Genomic DNA, 22279 nt, shown 5'->3' on the forward strand with positions numbered 1-22279 from the left:
GATTTCTTTTCCAAGAGAAAGACCGGTGACCTAATGGCGCATACGGTGAATGATATAGAGGCCATAAGAATGGCTAGTGGATTAGGTGTACTGATAGCTTATGATGGCGTATTCCTTCTTATATTTATACTTGGCGCCATGTTATATGTGTCTCCGATATTGACTCTATACGCCTTTATCCCCTTTCCAGTATTAGCGATTGTTATATTCAAATTCGGAAGCATTATTGAAGAGCGCTTTGAAAAAGTTCAAGCTTCGTTTTCTGACCTTACTGAGAAGGCAAGGGAGGTTATTTCGGGGATAAAAGTCGTAAAAGCATATGTCAGAGAAGATGACGAGGTGAATGATTTTGGAAAATCAAGCACCGGTTATTTAAATAAAAACCTCCACCTCATCAAAATCTGGGGCGTTTATGAACCATTGATAACATTTATTGCGGGAATATCTATTGTTATATTTCTCTGGCTTGGTGGAAAAAGTGCAATCAAGATGGGTATAACACTCGGTGATTTTGCTGCAATATTAGTGTATCTCACAATGCTTACCTGGCCGATGATGGCGATGGGTTGGGCTGTAGATCTAATCAAGCGGGGTAACGCTTCGATTAACAGAATTAATGATGTGCTCAGCATTGAACCTATGACCACTGACACCGGCGAAGTGGTTGAAGTTGAAATAAAGGGTGATATTGAGTTTAGGAACGTGAAATTTTCATATAATGGTAACAGGGTCTTAAAGGGTGTTAGTTTATTGATACCAAAGGGAACTGCGTTCGGAATAACGGGGGGCACCGCGTCCGGAAAAACAACACTTGTTGAACTCTTAATGAGGGTGATCGAAACTGAAGAAAATCAAATATTTGTCGATGGAATAGATGTAAGAAAGTTAAAACGAGAGAGCTTGAGGAAGGGCGTGGTTTATATACCGCAGGAGACGACGGTCTTCAGTGGAACAATCAGAGATAACATTTCCTTTATGAATCCCAATCTGACTGAGACTGAAATTCAAGAAGCATCTAGACTCGCCGGAGTTTATGAGGAGATAATGGAGTTCCCAGGCGACTTTGGTGCTAGAGTTGGAGAAAGGGGTCTTACTCTTTCAGGAGGACAGAGGCAGAGATTAGCGTTAGCGAGGGCAATTCTTTTAGATCCCAGGGTATTAATCCTTGACGATGTTCTTTCTTCACTTGATTTAAAGACGGAACACTTGGTGCTAAAAAATCTGAAAGCGATAATGAAAGGGAAGACACTGATTGTCATCTCGAGCAGGGTTCCTTCGATTAGCGGTTTTGACAGGATTGCCGTACTCGAGAGAGGAAGGGTTGTAGAGTTAGGAAGCCATGTAGAACTGATGGCAAAGGAAGGCATCTATGAGAGTCTTTATAAGGTGCAGACAATACGATGAGAGTTTCGATTATGAGCAAGGTTAAATATCTTGACCCCCACCTTAATCCTCAACCACGAGTGCGGTTCTCGGTCTCGCTCTGGGGAGGTGGTATTTCATATTCTCTTCCCCCTTGACGGGGGAAGATTAAGGATGGGGGTGATTAACATTATGAGTAAGACTAAAGCTAGGGAGTTAAGAAAAAACCCAACCGATGCTGAAGGGAAATTGTGGATTCATCTACAGAGAAGACAGATTGGTGGCCATAAGTTTCGAAGACAGCACATATTAGGACCTTATATAGTTGATTTTATATGTTTAGAAAAAAGGTTGATAATAGAGGTAGACGGAGGACATCATGATGAACAGATTGCTCATGATGCTAGGCGTAGTCACTGGCTAGAGTCTCGGGGTTTTAGAGTAATTAGATTTTGGAATAATCAAGTTTTGAAGGAGATAGAAGTAGTACAAGAGGTAATTGCAGAGGCGTTGGGTGTTGAGGATGATACCCCCCACCTTTAATTCCTCCCCCTCAAGGGGGGAGGGAGATGGAGGGAAGTTAGGGCGTGACAACAAGAAGGATTCGCAATAAATGGAGCGTTTAAATTGGCCTTAATGAAGCAGGAAGAGGAAAACCGAACAAAGGTTACCTATGACCTCAAGGTTATCCAGTGGCTATTTAGCTTTGCCAAGCCTTTCAAGCGGTTATTTGTTTTCTCATTGGTTCTTATGATCATCACCGCCGGCCTTGAGCTTCTCATACCATATTTAACAAAGATCGCTGTAGATGCATACATATTCCCATCCTGGAGAGAAGCTACGTTTTCGGATGAAGAGAAGGATCGAAGATTTGAAAAACAGCTTGAAGAAAAATACCCCACTTCGATTATCAAATTAAATGAAGATAGATATTTAATCGATCTTTCTGCGGTCAGTACGGAAGAAAAGAATAATCTAGTGAAGCTTGGGATGGTCACGGAAGAAAGATACTTAGTTATTGACCCGGCAAAGGTTGATACGGAAAGGATGAGCAAAATATATGAAATCGCCGAGACTCATCCCGATGTGATAAAACCTATTGGTAGATCTTTTATCGCAGGGTATTCATCTCTAAACAAATTGAGCAAATCTGAGCTTGGTATGTTAAGAAGTGAGGAAATTAGCGGAGTAATAAGGCTTGCAATGATTCTTTTGCTGAGTCTTTTCGGCATCTTCCTTTTCAGTTCATTATATACATACCTTCTCAATTATTCAGGGCAAAAAATCATGCATAACATCAGGGTAGGAGTGTTTTCACATATCCTATCCCTTCCCCAATCCTTCTTTGATAAAAACCCTGTAGGAAGGCTGTCGACACGAGTTACGAATGATGTAAACGCCATAAACGAGATGTATACCTCTGTACTAGTCCAATTTCTAAAAGATGTTTTGGTGATTTTTGGGGTACTGATTTTGATGTTTTATATGAACAGGAACCTGACTGTCTTTATACTTGTCCTTACCTTAGTTGTCGGAGTTGTAGGGGCATTGTTTAGGATGAGGCTTAAGACTGTTTACAGAAACGTTAGAAAGACGGTCGCTCAGCTAAATGCATTTGTTCAGGAAAGCGTTAGAGGAATCGTGCTAATTAAGCTTTACGGGAAAGAGAAGAAAAACTTTGAAAGATTTAGGGATGTAAATAAGGAGAACTATGAGGCGAATATGGATCAGCTCTGGGCATTCGCTACATTCAGACCGGTAATTGAGTTTATTAGCGTCTTTTCCGTAGCCTTAATACTCTGGTACGGGGGTCTTAGCGTTATGAGCCTGGACCTCACTCTTGGAGCACTTATTGCATACCTTTACTATGTAAGAATGCTTTTTAGACCAATCGTGGAGCTCACAGAGAGGTACAATATTTTTCAATCTGCCATCGCTGCATCAGAAAATCTTTACGATCTATCAAAGGTTGAGTCTGAGGGGAGGGATAGAGGAAGAAGGGAAGAAAATGTAAATGGAGAGCTTGAGTTCAGGAATGTCTGGTTCGCATATAATGAAAACGATTGGGTTTTGAAAGACGTTTCTTTTAAGGTAGGCACTGGCGAGACTGTTGCGCTGGTTGGCCTCACAGGTTCTGGGAAAACCACTGTAGTTAATTTAATTCTCAGATTTTACGATATACAGAAAGGCCAAATCCTTTTTGATGGGGTGGATATAAGAGAGTATAGTCCAGAGTTCTTAAGAGCTAATATATCTGCTGTCTTTCAGGATCTATTTCTCTTCGGGAGGAGTATGACTGATGGTCATTCGGGGAATGGAGATGATTTTGCAAGGGCTACGGGGGTCGATGATCTTGTGGAGAGTGACGGTAGTTTTATTTCTTCCGGAGAGAAACAGCTTGTTTCACTTGGCCAGGCTTTCAATAAAGATGTCAATTTCTTGATACTCGATGAAGCAACTTCTCATATGGATGCAAAAATAGAATCAGTGGTACGAGACGAAATCAAGAAAGGGTCAAAAAAGCGCACAACTTTGATTATCGCTCATAGGCTTTCTAACGTCAGGGATGCAGATAAAATTATTGTGATACATAAAGGTGAGATCTACGAGATTGGTACACACGATGAGCTATTACAAAACGAAGGAATTTATTTTAATCTATACCAGCTTCAAAGTGAGATTCAACGAATTTCTGCAGCAAGTGATTAGGCTCATTAAAGGGATTTCATTCTATTGTAAGACTTTTATGAAAATTCAAGCTGTAAAGCTATCGTGATTTAATCAAGGTGCTGGCTATCATAAACGACTGCAAAGCTAAAGGTTTCCTCTACAAAAAAAGGGAAACTTGTAGCGGAATCCTTTAGGATCGCATTAATGTATTATTTAACCTCTTTGGTATAAAATCTTTGGAAAAAATATGAGGGGGAATGAGGAAAGGTGTTAATGAAATTTAAAACTCTTTCTAAGTCAAAGGAAGAGCTTGTATCATTCCTTAATAAACGAGAAAATGTTCATAAAGGTAAGCTAAGCTTTGTAGCTTCTCCTTACCGTATTTGTCCTCTTGGAGCTCATATTGATCATCAGGGCGGGCCTGTGTTGGGGATGACAATAGAAGCCTATACAATTCTAGCTTTCATGCCGGTAACTGCTCCAAAGGTGCGGTTACACAGCATGAACTATCCGGGTGTGGTGGAATTTGATCTTCAAGAAATTGGTCACCCTGATATGAGTGATTGGGGAAGGTATGTGCGAGGGGCGACAAAAGTACTTGGTGACTTAAAAACTCTTTCGCACGGATTTGTAGGTGCTGTAAACGGGACTCTACCTTCGAGTGGCTTGAGTTCTTCTGCCTCGGTTGGTTTATCATATCTTTATGCCCTTGCAATGATAAACGAACTTGACTTTTCAAAAATTGACTTTATCCGGTTAGATCGGAGGCTTGAAAATGATTATCTCGGGTTACAGAATGGGATACTCGATCAAGCCACTATAATCAATGGGAGGAAGGACCATCTTTTATACATAAACACGGTAACAGGAACCGTTAAATCCTATTTGAAACCTGTAGATTCCGACGATTTAAAGACAATAATAGTGCATTCGGGATTTACCCGGGAACTAACTTCGAGTGGTTTTAATGCCCGTGTAGAGGAGTGTAAAATGGTGTCTGAGTTGTTGGGCCAGATGGGTGGGATCGAATCTGCAAATATTCTATCGGACATACCGGAAGAGGTATATAAACTATATCGAGCCGCACTGCCTGAAAATTTAATGAAGAGGGCTGATCATTATTTTTCTGAGGTTCGATGTGTGGAAGACGGGTTTAAATATTGGCAACAAGGGGATTGGGTAAATTTTGGTCGTTTGATGAATGAGTCCTGCAATAGTTCAATTGAGAATTACGAGAGCGGTAGTCCTGCCCTCATTAAATTACAGGAAATACTTAGCAATACTAAGGGTGTCTATGGTAGCAGGTTCAGTGGTGGTGGGTATGGTGGTTGTCTTATTGGTTTTGTTACACCACAATTTTCGGATGAAGATTCATCTAGATTATTGGAGAACTATCTGACTAGCTTCCCTGAAGCAAAGGGAAGAGCAGCAGTTTACAACGCAAAATCTGATGATGGAATAAGATTTTTATGATATCTATACTGCTTTGTGCTGGTTTTGCGACTCGAATGTATCCACTCACCAAGAATTTTCCTAAGCCATTGCTAAAGGTTGGTGGTAAGCATATTCTCGACTACTTAATGGACCAATTGCTAGGATTACCCCAAATTGAGTCTATACATGTAGTGACAAATGGACTTTTTTATTTGGATTTTCTGAAGTGGCAAAACACGTGGAAAAAGGATGTTAAAGCACTTCGTATCGATATGTATCTCTATAATGATGGAGCTACGAGTAATGAGAATCGTCTTGGAGCCGTAAAAGATTTGGCATTTGTGTTGAACTCATTAAAAACCAGAGCTCCTACTATGATTGCTTCAGGTGATAATATTTTTCGCTTTTCTTTAAAAACCGTAGCTAAAGAGTTTATAGAGTCCAAAAAAAATATTGTGATAGCTCTCAAGGAAATTGATTATAATAAAAAGATGCAAAAGGGTATTATTGATATTGGACCAGGTAATCGGGTGTTAAAGTTTTATGAAAAACCTATAGATGCTAAGTCAGACTGGGCCTGTCCACCTGTATATTTTTTACAGCCCTCTGCGCTTAAACTTGTTAATGAATATGTAGCCAGACCAGACGCGAAAGATTCCCCAGGAAATTTTGTGGCTTATCTAGTCAATCATTTTAAGGTCTATGCAATAAAAGTAAATGGAAAGAGACTTGACATAGGTTCTATGGATTCCTATGAAGAGGCCAACAGTATTTTGAGTATCGAGCCGGTGATTTTATCCTGAACTTCAAACCTTAGTACCCAAATACCCTCTTCCCCCCTTGTGGGGGAAGAATAAGAGATGGGGGGTACATCACCCCCACCTTCAATCCTCCCCCTAAAAGGGGGAGGTAAAATCAGGGGAAGACTTCGTCGTGAGCTCGGTCGAACGATTGAGATGGGGATATTATCTTTCCCCATTGTATAGTTGGAAATCCGCCACAAAAAAAACTTACCACTTGTAGGGGATGATTAAAATGGGAGTACAAAAACTTTCGTATTAATCACACTGCTAAATTGAAGAATAAAATGGATCAAATCAACTAAATAAGGATTTAAGCTCCCGTTTTATTAATGCTATCTCTTTGTCAAAGTGCTCGACATGCTCCGCGACCTGTTTAGCACCCTTCTTTCCCAAAAATAAGAAGTGGTTTCCTGGGATTGACTTATGCAGGCGGTCGGGTAATTCGTTAACAAAATCCACTAATTCTTTGAACTTACTATTTGAAAATTTTGATAATTTGTCCTCATTTCTATTAATAAAGTCATGGTATATCTTTCTTACTGTCAAAAACCCCCAAGTCCATTTGTCTACAAACGGATGATAAGGTGCTAAAGGAGATTCTCCAGAAATGCTGGCAATTAATGGATAATCTTTGAAAGCAAAAAAGTCCTTGTCTTCTAGGCTCTTTTCAATATCGGTTACAATTTGTCCATGCTCGAATCGTTCATTTGTTCCTATTAAACCGACAGGTATATCTCCCAAAAAGTCCTTAAAATAAGTTTCTTTTGGAATCAAAACCCCTGCATTTAACCGATTTTGCTCATCGATCTCTCTCCAGAATAGGTTATAGTGAGATTCCTCTAGGCTTACCAGTCCCTTAGTTGTTGTTTTCATTCCACTTGTTCGATCTGAAGGGATAATCAATGCCGGGCTGGATTCTAGTCCAAGATGAAATAGACTTTTATTCCCAATGATTTACAGGCAACGTTATAAGGTCTAATAACCTGCCCGGCGGCGCTCCAGCTTATTCCGATAACCTCCTTATTAAGTCTCCCTTCCTCGATGACTTGCGTTGTGATTTCAGCCGCCATTTCTCCCCAATCCGTTAAGGAAAACTCCGGATAGAGTTTAGCGTAGATTGGATGACTTATTGGATAGGAAGTAGCTAAAAAGGGATACCCCCTTTTTATAATCCAATGAGCGAGAAAATGTTCTTCATTGCAGTCTGGATAGCCATAGCTGATTCTACCCAAGTGTGCCCAGCCTGGGAAAAAGACAACCAGTGGTTTTGCTGGATCGCTCTGGAAAGATCTAACCAGGGAAGGAAAGTCTTTACCAAATCGTATTACCTCATTATCATATATCAGATTCAATTTGGCCTTACCGTATTAATCCATAAATTTTTTTAGATTATATGACTCGACAAGTTTATAGCGTTACAATCATATCGCAAACGATGTACGCCATCGTGATGATCGGTGTCTGATTTTTTACTATATTTCAAACTTTGTGATAAAGGTATTATATAATATTGGAGAAAAGATTTTTATAAGGATCTTGTTATATTGCAGTAGGGAAACATATAGGGCACCAAAACTGGTAAAGTAGTAGTAAAGGAGGTAATCGAAATTTGAAATTATTTGTGATTGTTATGCTATTCTTCCCTGTTTTTCTTCTTTCGGCTTGCGATAGTCTGGATGATGTTGTTCCGGAAATCGGCTCGCCGGATCCATTGATTACATTTGAGGAGGCTAATGACCAAGAATATGATTTTACAACCCCATTATATGGTATGAAGGTTGCCATTAGAGGCGATGTAGGTGGAAACGTTGAGGACATATTGAATAAGCTGGATAACAGAGCGGCAAACTTCTTAGAGTGTCAATTTGGAGACCCTGACGTTGGATTTGAGAATGTTCAAATTGAAAACGGAGAAACAATTCCTCCGCTCTCCGAGCAAAGGGTATTTGTAGTGCCATTTACATTCGAATGTGTAGGACCGACTACGGATGTGTGTGCAGGGGTCTACTTTTCCGGTACCGGCGCGGATTTAACAATTATATCAAAAAGGACTATTGGCGAGTGCAAGGATTTTTCTTTTTTTAAGCATGAGCTTGGTCATAGATATGGAATGGAGGCGGATCACAGCAATAGGAGTGACTTTGAGCCCTGCATTGACCCCCCAGAGTGTGAACTTCCATTTGACATAGGTGGTTAGCGAGTTTTCACTAAGTAGTGGCATAGGGAGTGATCGAGATGGACTGGGGTTTCTAGTTTAGTCGATAAAATATAAGATCCTGAATTAGTCATGTTTTGATAGGGATTAGCATTCGTATAATTTTCTACCACCCCTTAATCTACCCCACTCATGGGGGAGACGACTTTCTCTTCCCCTTTTAAAGCGGAAGCCTGTCCTTTCGTAGCGGTTAGGAAGCGGTACAGAAAAAGGACACAATTTAATTGACATTGAAACATGCTTCGTGTAATAATGCCGTGGTTAATGATATATCTCCAACTCTGATGCTCATTCGAATTTAAGAAATGATTGATGGACTATTCGACCTAGAGGAAGCGGGTACTAATATAAGGACTGAAGTCGTTGCCGGCGTGACAACGTTTATGACAATGTCATACATAATTTTTGTACAGCCGGCGGTCCTTGGAGCAGCAGGCATGAATCCCGGTGCTGTTATGGTCGCAACCTGCTTGTCTAGCGCTTTTGCTATGGTTTTAATGGCGGTATTGACCAATTATCCAATCGCTCTTGCACCCGCAATGGGTCATAATTTCTTTTTTTCTTATATTGTTGTATTGACCCTTGGTTATACGTGGCAGGTTGCGCTCGGTTCGGTTTTCATAGCAGGTTTAGTTTTTATCCTCCTTTCTACAGTTGGTTTGCGTGAGAAGTTGATGATTGTGCTACCCGATTGTTTAAAGAATGGGATCCCTGTGGGCATCGGCCTTTTGATAGCTTTAGTAGGGTTAGAATGGAGTGGAGTCGTTGTAGGCCATCCAGTCACATATGTCGCTCTCGGGAATTTAAAATCCACCCCCACCTTACTTTCTCTATTCGGTTTACTACTAATTGCCTTACTCCTGGCTCTCAGATTCAAAGGAGCGATATTATTTGGCATCATTGCAACAAGTATACTTGGGCTGATTATTGGCATTATAGAGTTTAAGGGAATGGTTTCCGCTCCGCCCTCGATTGCGCCGACTATCTTGAAGCTTCAATTCCCAAATGTCTTCAAGGACCCAAATTTGCTTACTGTGATATTTATCTTTCTTTTTCTCGATATGTTTGATACAATTGGGACTTTAATTGGAGTTGGTCAGCAATCTGGTCTTATGGTGGACGGGAAGCTGCCAAGGGCCAGGCAGGCTCTCCTGACTGATGCAATTTCTACGAGTGCAGGGGCACTGCTTGGGACTTCAACTATTACTGCATATATTGAAAGCGCTTCAGGTATTTCTGCTGGCGGTCGTACTGGTCTTACAAACATTGTTACAGCGATTTTGATGGTCCTTGCAATCTTTTTTCATCCTATAGTACAGATGGTTGGCGCTGGTTACAAAATTGATGATAACGTTACTCTTTACCCTGTTATTGCGCCTGCTTTAATAATTGTCGGCGGCCTCATGTTTAAGAATATCGTTAATGTTGAGTGGGACGATTTTACAGAATCTATTCCTGCGTTTCTAACACTAATTATTATGCCTCTTGCATTTAGTATCACCGAGGGAATATCTATGGGGGTTATTTCATACTCTCTTCTGAAGCTTTTTACTGGAAAAAGAAAAGAAGTTCATTGGTTGATTTATCTATTTGCTATCTTATTTATCGCCCGATACATATGGTTGATGGAGTGAATGCCCGTATCTGAGTTCCCCTCTCATGCGCTCTCAGGACGGCAACGGGCCTGCCTATGCGGGACAAGAATGTTCCCGCCTATCAAAGTAATCTCATCGAAGATCGATAGACGAGGTTTTCCAACCTCGTAAGCGGTGAATTGACAGGGCTTGCTCATGATACGAATTTGTGCATTTGTCCAAGATAAAAGAACCCCCGTCTCTCAGACACAGGGTCTCGTCAATGAATTTTTCAGATCAATTGGACAAAATTGATTGATTGTTATTGCAACGAGCAAGCCTGCCCTAATCGAAGGGACTCGTTGCCTACCCATAATAGGAACGCTCGGTATTAATCCGAGGTTTGAAAACCTATGCTATCGCCTCTTTAAGGTGTTAGACCTAAAAATAGATTGGTTTAATTAGGTTATAAATGATAAATGCTAAAAGAAGAGCTAGAATAGAGACGAAAAGAAAAGCCCTAAGGATTAGGATTATGTCTTTTACAGAATCGCGTTTACTGAAGGTTTTTTTTATCGACTTTATTAAGTTCAAAGTTTAAATATATTCTAAATTTTAGATTAAGAAAACAAAACTAGTTTGCTATAATCTTGTCTTTAATTCTCGGAAGCAGCCGCTTTATCTAAGTACCACTCGAGAATTCCTTTTTCGGGATTAATTTTCGAAGCGGGATAGGGCAGGGGTGAATCTCCTTTATACAAAATTTGTTTCAGAACTTTGGCCTTTTCTTCACCAGCCACCAAAAAAGAAACACGCTTGGCGTTATTAATTACCGGGGGGGTAAGGCTGATTCTTTTTTGGCCAGTTTCTGGATGCTCCGCAACGACACATACCGATTTCGTTTCTTTTAGAGTCGGGGCGTTTGGAAAAAGGGATGCGGTATGTCCGTCTGTACCCATTCCCAGGAAAATCCAGTCGAACTCGGGGAATCCGTTATTGGAAGGAAGATTTTTTTGAATTTCTTTTGCATACCTTTCTACCTCTACTGCAGGTGGATTTTCCCCAATTATGCGGTGAACATTTTGACTCGGGATATTTACTTTGGATATAAAGGTATCATTTGCCATTTTAAAATTGCTTTGTTCATCATCTGGGGGAACACAGCGTTCATCTCCCCAGAAAAGGTTCACATTACTCCAGGAAACTCCTTTATCATATGGTGGTTTAGACAACTTTTCAAAAAATATACGAGGAGTGCTGCCACCTGAAAGGGCAATAAAAATTCCCTTTCCTTCATTTTTACTATTTTCTACAGCTCTTTGAAAATCTGATGCTAATCTATCCGCAAGTTCCTCTCTGTCATTGAAAATGTAAATTTCCGTCTTCATAAACGCTCTTAGTAAAATAATAAGTGGTTATTAACGTACTAAAGTTATCATCACTACAACTCGCAAGATTCACCTTCCGTAGCAAGGTTATTGCAGGGATAGCGCCAATCATCCTTGGGGCTGTCAAAAAGTTTATGAGACTCCATCGGGCCCCATGTGCCTGCAGGGTAGCCATAAATTTTAGCCCTCGAATGTTTTTCCAATACACTGAGGATAGGATCGACAAATCGCCAGCATGCCTCAACTGCGTCTATACGGGCATAGAGTGTGGCGTCTCCAAACATGCAATCGAGAATCAAGCGCTCATATGCTTCTGGAATGTGAGTATTCGTCAGCTGTGAATAATGGAAGTCCATGCTTACATCTTCGATATTGAATCCTGAACCAGGTGTTTTTATTCCAAATTTAAGCACTGTGCCTTCATCGGGTTGTATCCTGATAATAAGCTGGTTACAACCGATGTTAGGATCACCGTTTGCAGCAAACAAGTGATGAGGCGTCTTCTTAAAATATATGACGACCTCTGTAACCCTTGTAGGTAGTCGTTTCCCTGTTCTGATGTAGAAAGGAACATCACCCCAGCGCCAATTGTCGATGAATATTTTTAGAGCGACAAATGTTGGTGTTCTGGAATCTTCAGCGACATCTTTTTCATCGCGATATCCAGGAACGCTTTCACCCCGAATCTTTGATGCCACATATTGGCCGGCAACGACATATTTTCTGACTTCATCTGGTTTGATTGGCTTTAGAGACTGAAAAACCTTAACAGTTTCGTTACGCACTGCAGTTGCATCAAAGATGGGTGGAGGTTCCATTGCTATTGTTCCTACTACCTGCAATAGGTGATTTTGAACCATGTCCCTGAGAGCTCCATAGTGATCATAGTATCCACCCCTTTCTTCAACTCCGATGGATTCGGCGGCGGTTACCTCCACGCGGCTTATGAAGTTCCTATTCCATAATGGTTCGATGATTCCATTAGCAAAACGAAAAGCGATGATATTTTGAACAGTTTCTTTACCCAAGTAGTGGTCGATTCGGTAAATCTGGTCTTCATGGAAATATTTTTGCAATCTAGCGTTTAAACCGCGGGCGGTTTTAAGATCACGTCCGAACGGCTTTTCGACTATGATTCTCTTCCAGCCTGTGCCGTTCTTCTCTTTCTGGAGTCCTTTTTTGCCAAGATTTTCAGCGATTGTCGGGAAGAGGGTAGGTGAGGTGGAGAGATAATAGAGATAGTTCTCCTTACTTTTAGTTTTTATGGATAAATCGGAGAGTCTCTTCTTCAGGAATTCATATTCGTTTGCATTCGTGGCGTCAAGCGATTGATAATGGAAGTTTTTCGAAAATTCGCTTAATTTTTTTCGATCAATTGGTTTTATTGAGCTGAATGTTTTGACATCTTCTACAGTCCTTTTCTGAAAATCTATATCAGAGATGGGGGTTCTACTCGTTCCCAAGACAGCAAATTGTTCGGGTAGTTCGTTCTGAAGATAAAGGGCAAAGAGTGCCGGTACCAGTTTTCTCTTTGTTAAATCCCCGGATGCACCAAAAATTACAACGACACAATTGTCAGGTCTTGCCATCTTTTAACACCTCGCATTTTTTAATAGTGGATTAAACATTATTCCTCGTGTCCTATGGCTTACGCCATCAATGATAATATCACCCTAGACCGATCATCCCGATTTTGATGAGTGCCTCGTTGAAATTGTAGTTTTATAAAGTCCTGTGTTTTTGATAGCGAATATTGAAATCAGCTCACATATTTGATTGTACACTTTTCAGTAGTGCATTTATATTGTTAACGACAGAGTCTCTGGAGTTATAAACACTTGAACCAGCAACCAAGACTGTCGCTCCTGCTCTTACCACGAGAGGAGCTGTTTTGGTATCGATTCCCCCGTCTAGGGCTATCGGGGTATCGATATTCAATTCGTCGAGCATCTGTCGGATACACCTTATCTTGTCCAACTGATTGTGAATGAACTTTTGACCGCCGAAACCTGGATTCACACCCATTACCTGGACAAGATCAACCAATTCAAGGACTTCTCCTATTGTGGAGGCAGGTGTGCCGGGATTTAGAGTAACTCCTGACTCAATTCCTAGTTCTCTTATAGATTCAAGTGCCCTATGGAGGTGAATACATGCCTCCTGATGAACGATTATACGATCTGCACCAGCTTTAGCAAATGTTTCTATGTATCGTTCAGGTTCTATAATCATTAGATGTACGTCAAGCTTTAGTTTGACCAGCGGTCTTAGTGCTGATACAACCCCTGGTCCAAAATTAATATTAGGTACAAACCTCCCATCCATAACATCAATCTGAATCGCCGAGACGCCCGCTTCTTCCGCCTCTTTTGCAGCCTCGCCAATCCTGGAAAAATCTGCCGATAGGATTGATGGTTCTATTTCAACTTTTAAATTCTGCATAAGGATCTGAAATGGCCAATAGCAAATTATCGATCTTTACGTCTTAAAAAGCGAATTCCGTTCGCGCCAGCAACGATTACCTCGGACGCGGTTCCTAGAAATAATCCATATTCCACTATACCTGCCTTGTTGCTCAGATTTGATGCAAGACCCTCAAGATCAGAAATTGGTCCAAATTTAGTGTCGAGTATAAAGTTGTCCTGATCCGTAGTGTATGGATTGCCATCATCATTTATCCTTAGTCTAGCTTCTCCACCTAAGGAGGTGAGGAACTTCTCTACCAGTTTCCAGGCAAAAGGGATCACCTCAATTGGCACGGGCCAATGGGTTCCCAACCGCGGGGAGAGCTTGCTCTCATCCACAATAATGATATTGCGTTTGCTTGCCTGAGCCAAAATCTTTTCCCTGAGCAAAGCGCCTCCTCCTCCCTTGATCAAGTTGAGTTCAGGATCCACTTCATCGGCTCCATCGATCGTAAGATCTATTTCCTGGAACTCATCGAAGGTAGTTAGGCTAATTCCTAATCCTCTCGCGATCTTCTCCGTTTGTATCGAACTAGGTATTCCAACGATGTCTCTTAACTTTCCTGATTTTATCCTTCTTCCAATCTCCTCCAGTGCATAGCTGGTTGTAGAACCTGTCCCAAGACCCAAAACCATACCCGATTCGATGAAATCCACGACAGCCTGACCGGCTTCCTTCTTAAGGCGATCCTGCAGTTTTAGTTGCTCGGACTTCACGTTTTCGTTCAACTGGTCCGCTCCCCTGCCCCATTATTTTCGGCAATAAAACGCTTTGCTACTTCCAGTAGTTCCGGCGGGGAATCCACAATCCAGCGCTTATCAAAGTTGTCCATCTTATGCACACCATCTCTTGTAAACGCCGTTGTGACTGCGATGCATCCCATTCCTGCGCTAAGGGCCGCTTGAACTCCAGTGGCGGAGTCTTCAATAACCAGACTTTCTGAAGGAGAGATCTGTAACTCATTGGCCAATAGTAAATATATCTCCGGATTGGGCTTTGGATTTTCAACATCTTCACGAGTGGCGATGAAGTCGAACTCGTCCTTAATGTTCAGAATTTCCAGGATGCGTAGAGTCTGTGGTCGATGAGACTGCGTGCCAAGCCCGGTTGGGTATCCATTTTGCCTTGCCCATTTTAGGAGACCAACATTATATGGGCAGAGGTGTCCGTTTAAGATCTCAGGATTTGAAATCAGAGAGTCGTAGATACCCATTCTAATCTGTGCAAATGCCTGCCAGGGTTTGTGAACGTTAAACTCCGTCATCTTGGCGCTAGCCATCTCTCGTAAGCCAAAGCGTTCCACTATGGCTTCTGAGACCTCTCTTCGGGAAAGCCCCACAACATCTTTGAATGCCTCTATAATTTGCTCTTCTCTAAGTGTGGGCTTGAGTTCCACCGCAGCTCTAGCGTAGGACCTAGCCTTTAAAGCTTCAGTCTGGACCAATGTACCGTCGAGATCGAATATGAAAGCTTTGATCACTTTATGCTCTCATTTAGCTTTTTTAAACCACCAACTATGTCTCTACCCAAATCAAACGTAATAACGTTTCTACCAACGTCCTTGAGCGCCTGACGATCGCCAAGGGCAGCGGCGTTCTTTATCACTCCAAAGGTTATTGAAGAGGCAGGCTCCCCCGGCTTATCAGGTATGGGAACGTCTTGGGGCATGTCTGATAAGAACTGAATAAATAATCCATTACCGGCGTCCCCCTTGTGGAGCTGCCCGGTAGAATGCAAAAATCGGGGGCCGTAGCCCTGAGTTGTTGCCAGGCGGAATTTTTTCTGAATTGTGGTACCTAAAGTATGAAGCGCATTATCGTGTTCAGGTGAAGGTTTTATATAAGCCTGTAGCGTAACATAACTCCTTCCTTTACCCTCGTTTTGACCAGGCTTTCCAAGGGCTAAAAATTTATTAAGAGCGTCTTTTATACCGTCGGTTGAAAAATCTGAATACACTTTCAAGCCATTTGTGACTAAGGACGGATCAATCACCGGCAGCCTTCCTTCCTTTTGATAGGCAGCAACCATCTTTCTGGCAAGAACCTTTGCCGCTTCAACATTTGGTTGATTAAAGGGATTAATCCCAAGGTGCATACCGGCGATTGCTATCGCCATTTCCCACCTGAAAAATTCTCCCCCTAGGTCGTAAAGATCTCTGAGATTTAATTGAACGACTGGCTGTCCTGCATCTGCAAGTGCCTTCACCTTATCATCGTAAGTACTATCATCTTCCAGTCTCATATAGACAAACAGGCGATCATTTCCATAAAATTCAGGGGGGAGTAATTCCTCACCGTCGACTGGTAATATTCCCTTTCCCTCTTTACCGGTGCTCTCGGCAATTAGCTGCTCTACCCATGTTCCGAAATGTGAAATGGGTGGGGAAGCAACCAGTGTCGTTTTATCTCGACCCAGGTTTGCAAGAATTCCCAAGATCGTCCCCAACCATGCACCTGAATTATTTCCCACCACAGGTGAATTACAGCTTTCATTATTGTGGAGCATGGCGATCGCCCTTTCGAGGAAAAGATTTAAATCAAGACCAATTAGGGCTGCGGGTACCAATCCAAAGTAAGAAAGAACAGAGTAACGGCCACCAATATTTGGGTCATTGAGAAATGTTTTCCGAAAATTCAGTTCAGCCGCTGTTTTCGCCAAAGGGCTGCCCGGATCGGTAATGGCTATGAAGTGCTTGCCAACATTTTCTGGTCCTATACTGTTCATTACCTCATTATAGAAATATCTCATAAATGAGAGGGATTCGTTCGTACTTCCGGACTTTGTGGAGACGACGAAAAGGGTCTTATCGAGTTGGACCCTGTCTCTATTCTCTAGTACGGCGCCTGGATCAGAACTGTCGAGGACGGATAGATCGAGATAGTCTTTCTTTACGCCAAAGGTTTCACGAAATACATATGGAGCCAAGCTCGACCCCCCCATTCCAAGGAGTATGGCATATCGGTATCCATCTGCTCTGGCCGAATCCACGAGTAAATTTATGCCAGGTATGGCGTCAACCATGACCTCAGGAATATGTAGCCAACCAAGCCTGTTACTGATCTCGGTGGGATCATCCTTCCAAACGAAGAAGTCAAAATTCCAGATTCGCTGGTTAATATGTTCATCCTCCATCCGATTGAGCTCGTCATTTACCACCTTTTGATATTGTCTAAGACTTGCGGAAAAACCCTTTTTCTTCGCAATAAGCCTGTCTTTCTTCTCCTCGATGCTAGCCATGAGGGTTTCAAATGATTTAGCAAATGCTACTACACCGTCATCCTGCAATTTTGTTGTTACTGCGCTTAAATCTATCCCAAGCTTATTTAATTCAGAGAGATGCGACATTGCCTGATCAACGCCCTCTGTAATTGTTACCTTAACTGTTCCATGGTCTCGAAAAGTTTTGTATGTTACAGGTGGAACTGTGTTAACTGTGTTTGGCCCAATTAGCTCGTCTACGTACAGGGTATCAGGGTAAAGGGGATTTTTGGTGCTGGTACTCGCCCATAAAACCCTCTGCACCCTGGCGCCTTTTGATGCTAGATTCTCCCATTGGGGACCCCTAAAGGTGTTTTGAAATTCTAAGTATGTTGCTTTCGAGTTTGCAATCGCTATTTTACCAAGCAGGCTGGTATTCCCGATCTTTTCCAATTCGTGATCTACGGCTGTATCCACGCGACTTACGAAAAATGAAGACACCGATGCGATCTTATCAACCGAGTGACCCCCTGGAACGGAGGGTCCGCCTGCAGCTAATTTTTCCAGCCCCTTAATATAGGCCTCTGAAACAGCCTTATAATGGTCGAGACTGAACATAAGAGTAACATTTACGTTGATACCCGAGCCTATTAATTCTGTTATCGCTGGAATACCCTCCGGGGTGGCTGGAACCTTAATCATCAAATTTGGTCGATTTATCAATCCAAAATACCTTTTTGCCTCGGCGATGGTACTTTGAGCATCGTGGGCCAATGTTGGACTGACTTCCAGACTTATAAATCCATCCGCTCCATTGGCAGAATCATACAATGGTCTAAATAGATCAGCGGCTAACGTAATATCTTCTAACGCGAGCGCTTCATAAATCTCTTCAATAGATTTGTCTTCTTTTACAAGCCTTCTTATATCATCGTCATAGTCGGAACTACCGGCGATTGCCTTTTCGAGAATCGAAGGATTAGAGGTTTCCCCACGGAGACCCTCATCTATTAATGTTTTTAGCTCTCCAGAGGTAATAAAGGAACGACGAATGTAGTCATACCATATGGACTGACCTAAGTCAGCTAACGCCTTTATTTTCGACATCTTGTTCTCCTTGTTCGATAATAAACTTGTGTAAAAGCCAATTCCACAAATTGTGGGTGACGCTTAGTTCATGCTCGTTTTTTAATTTTCTTACCGGTCTTTTTCCTATGTCTACTTATTATCCTCTTAGCTTCAGCTACAACGTTATCTGAAGTCAGTCCAAATTCTTTCAACAAGTCGTGTACAGGGGCAGACTCGCCGAAATCCCTCATACCTATTACAGCACCATCAAGGTTTTTGATCCCTGTATACCTACCCCAGCCGAATGTGGATCCTGCTTCAACAGCAAGACGAGCTCGTATTGAACCTGGCAAAACCTCCTCCCTATAATCAGGGTCTTGTATCTCGAATAAATTCATAGAAGGCATGCTGACGACTCGTGATTTGATTCCCTGCCTTTTTAACCTCCCATGGGCTTCAAGACATAACTGAACCTCTGACCCCGTGCTTATCATTATTATGTCCGGTTTTCCTTTGCTGTCCGCAATAATATAGGCACCGCGTAAGGATCCTTCCGCTGGGGCGTACTTAGATCGATCTAATGTTGGCACACCCTGCCGTGTTAGTATCAAAGCTACTGGGTGATCTTTTACCTCCATGATATATTTCCAGAGTGCGCTAAGTTCATTTGCATCAGCAGGTCTGATTACCTCCATATTTGGAATGGCCCTGAGGGAAGACAGATGTTCAATTGGCTGATGAGTTGGACCGTCTTCACCTAAAGCTATGCTATCGTGTGTAAAGACAAAAATGACCGGCTGTTGCATCAGGCAGGACAGTCTCAGCGGGGCTCTCATGTAGTCTGAGAAAACAAAGTAACAAGACACGTAGGCTCGAAGTTTACTGAGGACCATGCCATTAGCTACTGCAGCCATGGCGTTTTCCCGAACTCCAAAATGAAAGTTCCTTCCACTGTAGACATTTTTTTCGAAACTACTCGCATTATCTATGTATGTCTTTGTTGATGGTCCCACGTCGGCGGCTCCACCCATGAACCATGATATATTCGCTGCGATTGCGTTTAGAATTTTGCCATTTGATACACGGGTGGCTGGGCCTTTAGGGTCAGCGGGGAATTTTGGCAGGCATGAGTCCCAACCAGCTGGCATCTCACGACTTTGGATCAGCTTGAATTGTTTTGCTAACTCAGGGTATTCAAATTCATACTTTGAAAATTTCTCTCTCCACTCTTCCTCAACCTTTTTACCCTTTTCAATAACTGTACTACGATAGGCCTTCACTTCTTCAGGAACATAAAATTTCTTATTGGGGTCCCAGCCATAATTGATTTTCGTCTTGCGTATTTCTTCTTCACCCAACGGCTCGCCATGCGCTGCAGATGTATCCTGTTTGTTCGGGCTACCGTAACCAATATGACTGTCTACAATTATTAATGATGGTTGCTCTGCTTCATCAAGTGCTCTATGAAATGCTTCCTCAAGCAGTTCGAGATCATTAGCATCACCAACTCTCTGGACATGCCAGTTATACCCCATGAATCTAGCGGCCACATCCTCGCTAAACGCCAATGCCGTGTGTCCTTCTATGGTTATATGATTATTATCGTAAATCCATATAAGGTTCCCGAGACCTAGGTGTCCGGCAAGAGAAGCAGCCTCGCTAGAAATTCCCTCCATCATACATCCATCTCCAGAAAGGGCAAAGATTTTATAGTTTATGATTTCATGGCCTGGACGGTTAAAATGGGTGCCGAGCCATTTTTCAGCCATAGCCATCCCCACACTTGTGGCTAAACCCTGACCAAGCGGACCGGTTGTTGTTTCAATTCCACGTATTAGGCCATATTCAGGATGCCCGGCGCATTTACTATGTAGTTGACGAAAAGTCTTTATGTCGTTCAGTGAAACGTCGTATCCAGATATGTGTAAAATGCTATATAAGAGCATGGAGGCATGACCCGCAGAGAGCACAAAACGGTCTCGATTCGGCCAATCTGGATTCCTTGGATTATGATGGATGAATTTATCCCAGATAGTATATGCTACGGGGGCCATTGACATCGGTGTGCCTGGATGACCTGAATTTGCTTTTTGCACAGCATCCATTGAAAGGGTTCTTATAGTATTGATAATGAGTTGCTCGAGGTTTTGTTTTGGGGTCATTATTAATCTCCTTATTTGTTTGGTGGCTCCTAATTCTTGGGGTATAGGCTTTCCAAGGCAATTGCAGCCCCAACAATCCCAGCGTTATTACCCATTTTAGCCGGGACCATTTTCGCTCTTACTTTAATAAAGGGAAAAAATTTCTCACTGCTTTCGCTTACTCCTCCACCTATGATAAACACATCCGGCGAGAGTAGCTTCTCCATAGTTTGAAGATACTTATTCACGCGAGCTCCCCAATCCACCCAGCTAAGACCCTCCCTTTCTCTTTGCACTGTCGCCGCGCGTTTTTCGGCATCAACGCCATCAATTTCAATGTGACCGAATTCCGTATTTCGAACAAGGGTTCCATCCGTAAATAAGGCAGTACCGATTCCGGTACCTAATGTTACCATTAGTACGACACCCCCATCTTGCCTATTATATTCAACCCCGGCTCCAAACTTCATTTCCGCTAGGCCAGCGGCGTCGGCATCATTTATTGCTGCAACCCCACCCTCGGCAAATTTATGAATTTCGTTTTCCAAGTTCACTCCTATCCATTCTTGAGAGAGATTTGCGGCAGTAAATATCGTTCCCTTTTTTATCACACCGGGAAACCCACTCCCGACTTCACCTCTCCAATTAAGATTAGAAATCACATCTTTAATTATCGATAACATCGCAGCTGGTGTCGATGGCTGTGGTGTTGGTACGAACAAATGCTTTCCGGTCAGTCTTCCGGAGGCTATGTCAGCGACTGATGCCTTTATATGTGTTCCTCCGATATCAATCCCAAGAATCAATTTTGGATGGTTGGTTTGATTCATACCATTATTCCAATTTGATAATAGAGTAAAGTTGTCGTTGTTCGGTGAAATACTGGAAATTATATCTTTATACTACAATTTAAAGCAAGTTATGTATTTGAGTCAATTTTTTTCATAAGAACGTCAGAATCAGTAAACTGAAAAGATGTTGGTTATCTGCCTAAAATTAAGACTTGTGCACTCTAAGATTGATATCCATATAGTGCGTTGAAAAAGCTTTCTTTTTTTCTTTCTCTTTCAGGAAAATCATTTGACGCTCACTTATATGGCAATCCCTAATCTTTTAGACCAGACACCTTTGCCAACCAGTTTTGGCTCACCAATTGATTCCTTTACTTCGGCGCTCAAGGTTCGATAGTAGTCTCAAAGACCGATTCCCAATTGCTGCTTTGGTTGCTCCGATACCCATCGATACGTTGATCATAATTTGATGATGATTTTTCAGATCTGTTTTATTATTCAAGATTAAGAATGGAAATGGAGGGGTAGTACACGCTTTAAAGATTCCCCTCCATTCTGATTTACAATATTTTAAGACGGAGTTTTACTGAACAAATAATACCCAGGCGCCCTGATCGCCTTGGATCTTGCCCTGTAATTCCACATCATTTCTATTGGACATAGATTCAATCCTGTGGATTGCTTCTTCAGATCCGTGAATTGCATAAACTTGACCATCACTCGTTTGAATTAAATGTAGATGCTGATCTAACTCAGTGCACGGGCCAGTCGCTACAACCTGCTTGAAATTACCAGCTTGGTAATTTGGAAGCAGGCAAACTATTGTGCCTTTAACAGTTATATCCTCAGCGGATGTTACTGCTGGCTTAGGGTGTTCTGCGGAGGCTGCCGCCAGAATCCAACCTCGATTATGTCCTGATATAATTCCGTTAACAGTCTTCTTTTTATCTGTTTGTTTCATAATCATTTTCTCATCCTCGACGGTTCCCTGGATAACATACGATCTACCATCTGATCCAGCTGCGACGAGAGACCCTTTGCACTCAGTCCATTCCTCTTTCATAATGAGTTGTCCTTTGTCGTCTAACTCAACACAGTACACATTACCCTCCATTGACTTTATTTCGTCTGTTTTCTCAGGAGTCGCCTCTTGAGCAACGCTTGAAGTT

18 protein-coding genes are annotated in these 22279 nt (G+C 42.1%); 7 read left to right on the plus strand and 11 right to left on the minus strand.

Features of this window, described 5'->3' with window-relative positions:
* The 5 genes from VGA95_08930 to VGA95_08950 form a co-directional block, all read left to right on the plus strand.
* Positions 1-1404 (plus strand): ABC transporter ATP-binding protein (locus tag VGA95_08930; protein HEX9666665.1); only part of this gene is annotated, 1404 nt, incomplete at its 5' end.
* A 150-nt stretch (positions 1405-1554) separates the two neighbouring features.
* Positions 1555-1905 carry an endonuclease domain-containing protein gene (locus VGA95_08935; protein HEX9666666.1) on the plus strand — a complete coding sequence of 117 codons (351 nt, stop codon included), beginning with the start codon at positions 1555-1557 and terminating at the stop codon, positions 1903-1905.
* Between the two features lie 93 nt (positions 1906-1998).
* On the plus strand, positions 1999-4071 hold the full coding sequence (locus VGA95_08940) for an ABC transporter ATP-binding protein (GenBank protein ID HEX9666667.1): 2073 nt from the start codon (positions 1999-2001) through the stop codon (positions 4069-4071).
* A 234-nt stretch (positions 4072-4305) separates the two neighbouring features.
* On the plus strand, positions 4306-5505 hold the full coding sequence (locus VGA95_08945) for a galactokinase family protein (GenBank protein HEX9666668.1): 1200 nt from the start codon (positions 4306-4308) through the stop codon (positions 5503-5505).
* The gene (locus VGA95_08950) at positions 5502-6269 is read left to right on the plus strand and encodes a sugar phosphate nucleotidyltransferase (protein HEX9666669.1); all 768 of its coding nucleotides are present in this window, start codon (positions 5502-5504) and stop codon (positions 6267-6269) included. The genes VGA95_08945 and VGA95_08950 overlap by 4 nt, the downstream gene beginning before the upstream one ends.
* Positions 6270-6563: 294 nt before the next feature.
* Here VGA95_08950 and VGA95_08955 read toward each other — a convergent pair whose 3' ends face one another.
* The gene (locus VGA95_08955) at positions 6564-7142 is read right to left on the minus strand and encodes a hypothetical protein (GenBank protein HEX9666670.1); all 579 of its coding nucleotides are present in this window, start codon (positions 7140-7142) and stop codon (positions 6564-6566) included.
* Between the two features lie 44 nt (positions 7143-7186).
* Positions 7187-7621, minus strand: coding sequence for a hypothetical protein (locus tag VGA95_08960; GenBank protein HEX9666671.1), 435 nt, complete (start codon positions 7619-7621; stop codon positions 7187-7189).
* A gap of 257 nt (positions 7622-7878) precedes the next feature.
* Between VGA95_08960 and VGA95_08965 the strand changes: the two genes are divergently transcribed.
* Complete coding sequence (locus tag VGA95_08965; GenBank protein HEX9666672.1) at positions 7879-8466, plus strand: hypothetical protein; 588 nt, start codon at positions 7879-7881, stop codon at positions 8464-8466.
* A 323-nt stretch (positions 8467-8789) separates the two neighbouring features.
* Entirely contained in the window at positions 8790-10118 is a 1329-nt protein-coding gene (locus tag VGA95_08970) for an NCS2 family permease (protein ID HEX9666673.1), read from the plus strand.
* 596 nt (positions 10119-10714) lie between these two features.
* Here VGA95_08970 and pgl read toward each other — a convergent pair.
* The 9 genes from pgl to VGA95_09015 form a co-directional block, all read right to left on the minus strand.
* Entirely contained in the window at positions 10715-11446 is a 732-nt protein-coding gene (gene pgl, locus VGA95_08975; GenBank protein ID HEX9666674.1) for a 6-phosphogluconolactonase, read from the minus strand.
* Between the two features lie 53 nt (positions 11447-11499).
* Positions 11500-13035, minus strand: coding sequence for a glucose-6-phosphate dehydrogenase (gene zwf / locus VGA95_08980; GenBank protein HEX9666675.1), 1536 nt, complete (start codon positions 13033-13035; stop codon positions 11500-11502).
* A gap of 175 nt (positions 13036-13210) precedes the next feature.
* Positions 13211-13888: a ribulose-phosphate 3-epimerase gene (rpe, locus tag VGA95_08985; GenBank protein HEX9666676.1), complete on the minus strand. Its 678-nt coding sequence runs from the start codon at positions 13886-13888 to the stop codon at positions 13211-13213.
* 26 nt (positions 13889-13914) lie between these two features.
* Positions 13915-14640 (minus strand): ribose-5-phosphate isomerase RpiA, encoded by a 726-nt coding sequence (rpiA, locus tag VGA95_08990; protein ID HEX9666677.1) that lies wholly within the window; start codon positions 14638-14640, stop codon positions 13915-13917.
* A complete protein-coding gene (locus VGA95_08995) occupies positions 14637-15392 on the minus strand; it encodes an HAD family phosphatase (protein HEX9666678.1) in 756 nt (251 codons plus the stop codon). The genes rpiA and VGA95_08995 overlap by 4 nt, the downstream gene beginning before the upstream one ends.
* Positions 15389-18217 (minus strand): bifunctional transaldolase/phosoglucose isomerase, encoded by a 2829-nt coding sequence (locus VGA95_09000; protein HEX9666679.1) that lies wholly within the window; start codon positions 18215-18217, stop codon positions 15389-15391. The genes VGA95_08995 and VGA95_09000 overlap by 4 nt, the downstream gene beginning before the upstream one ends.
* A 68-nt stretch (positions 18218-18285) precedes the next feature.
* On the minus strand, positions 18286-20340 hold the full coding sequence (gene tkt, locus VGA95_09005) for a transketolase (protein HEX9666680.1): 2055 nt from the start codon (positions 20338-20340) through the stop codon (positions 18286-18288).
* Positions 20341-20369: 29 nt separating this feature from the next.
* Complete coding sequence (locus VGA95_09010) at positions 20370-21149, minus strand: ROK family protein (GenBank protein ID HEX9666681.1); 780 nt, start codon at positions 21147-21149, stop codon at positions 20370-20372.
* 544 nt (positions 21150-21693) lie between these two features.
* Positions 21694-22279, minus strand: a 586-nt coding sequence (locus tag VGA95_09015) for a hypothetical protein (protein HEX9666682.1), incomplete at its 5' end; no start/stop codon positions are given.

The organism is Thermodesulfobacteriota bacterium, assembly GCA_036397855.1.
Lineage (GTDB): Bacteria > Desulfobacterota_D > UBA1144 > Nemesobacterales > CSP1-2 > DASWID01.

What these genes read in the sequence shown, in the direction of transcription:
- VGA95_08935 (HEX9666666.1), top strand. Translation starts at nt 1,555, where the DNA reads ATGAGTAAGACTAAAGCTAGGGAGTTAAGAAAAAACCCAACCGATGCT.
- zwf (HEX9666675.1), bottom strand. Translation starts at nt 13,035, where the DNA reads ATGGCAAGACCTGACAATTGTGTCGTTGTAATTTTTGGTGCATCCGGG.
- VGA95_08940 (HEX9666667.1), top strand. Translation starts at nt 1,999, where the DNA reads ATGAAGCAGGAAGAGGAAAACCGAACAAAGGTTACCTATGACCTCAAG.
- VGA95_08970 (HEX9666673.1), top strand. Translation starts at nt 8,790, where the DNA reads ATGATTGATGGACTATTCGACCTAGAGGAAGCGGGTACTAATATAAGG.
- rpe (HEX9666676.1), bottom strand. Translation starts at nt 13,888, where the DNA reads ATGCAGAATTTAAAAGTTGAAATAGAACCATCAATCCTATCGGCAGAT.
- VGA95_09000 (HEX9666679.1), bottom strand. Translation starts at nt 18,217, where the DNA reads ATGTCGAAAATAAAGGCGTTAGCTGACTTAGGTCAGTCCATATGGTAT.
- pgl (HEX9666674.1), bottom strand. Translation starts at nt 11,446, where the DNA reads ATGAAGACGGAAATTTACATTTTCAATGACAGAGAGGAACTTGCGGAT.
- VGA95_08950 (HEX9666669.1), top strand. Translation starts at nt 5,502, where the DNA reads ATGATATCTATACTGCTTTGTGCTGGTTTTGCGACTCGAATGTATCCA.
- VGA95_09010 (HEX9666681.1), bottom strand. Translation starts at nt 21,149, where the DNA reads ATGAATCAAACCAACCATCCAAAATTGATTCTTGGGATTGATATCGGA.
- tkt (HEX9666680.1), bottom strand. Translation starts at nt 20,340, where the DNA reads ATGACCCCAAAACAAAACCTCGAGCAACTCATTATCAATACTATAAGA.
- VGA95_08945 (HEX9666668.1), top strand. Translation starts at nt 4,306, where the DNA reads ATGAAATTTAAAACTCTTTCTAAGTCAAAGGAAGAGCTTGTATCATTC.
- VGA95_08955 (HEX9666670.1), bottom strand. Translation starts at nt 7,142, where the DNA reads ATGAAAACAACAACTAAGGGACTGGTAAGCCTAGAGGAATCTCACTAT.